Raw genomic sequence first — 1,025 nt, 5'->3', positions numbered from 1 at the left:
CCTACTGGACAGTATTTCGCGACGACGTATGATTATGAGAATGATTATTCAGGGTATCCGCAATACTACTACCCAGATGATCTACCTGCGGATTTTATATTCTCCACAACAGTTCACGATCTGAATAAGCAAGTCGTCAATCGATTTAATGGGAAACACCAACAAGTATCGAGTCAAGTCACCGCCAACAATGGGGAACAAAAAAATACAACGTATGTGGCCTATGATCCGATATTCACACAGTTTGCGACTCAAACCAAAATCGAATATCAGGATGCTAATGGGAAAAAGACATACTTTCAAGATGCAGCTTACACCGATTGGGGCAGTATTCAAAGTCAAACTGATGCCTTAACCGAAGACGACTATAACAACGCCGACACTAAAGCTCGTCACACCGTGACGTATGCCTACGATCCAACGTATCACCAAATTACAAGCAAAACCTGGTACCAAAACAGCAGCACCGCCCTGACCGAAAAATACGCCTACACCAGCACTGGACGTCTGCAAAGTGCTATCAATGCTTTAGGTGAAACGACCAGCTACACCTATGATGCATCACCTACCAATGCCAATCAGATCCAGCGCATGACGCAGCAGAAATTAATCCGCAGTGGTGTCACCTCCAGCGTAACGACCACCTACGGAGCTGATTATAGCTACGCCTATCCAACTGAACAAACGAGCACGTTTACGAATGCGGATCAAAGCAAACGTACCGTTCGCCAAACGATGGCCTACGATGCCGGCACCGGTCTGCTCACGAGCCAAACCGACAGCGATGGCAACACGACCACTACATCATACGATGCGCTCGGCCGCCCGATCAAAGTTACACAACCATCCATGACCAATCTGGATGGTACAGTTTACGGCATCGAAGATCAATACGCCTACACGAACCGCGTATACAGTACCGAAGCGGATAGCACCAATGCAGGCGTACTCACATTACGTGTCGATAGCATCCGCCAATACACGAACAAAGCCACCGGTGCCGTCACGGTTCTCAACCGTCAAGC

At 48.0% G+C, this 1,025-nt stretch carries 1 pseudogene; it reads left to right on the top strand.

Features of this window, described 5'->3' with window-relative positions:
• Window positions 1-1,025, top strand: a pseudogene (locus tag AAHF22_RS23705) (RHS repeat domain-containing protein); the annotation flags it as partial.

The sequence above is a fragment of the Paenibacillus wenxiniae genome (assembly GCF_039822605.1).
Lineage (GTDB): Bacteria > Bacillota > Bacilli > Paenibacillales > Paenibacillaceae > Saccharibacillus > Saccharibacillus wenxiniae.
Note: the sequence above shows the minus strand (reverse complement) of the source record. Positions and strands in the feature narration are given on the sequence as shown.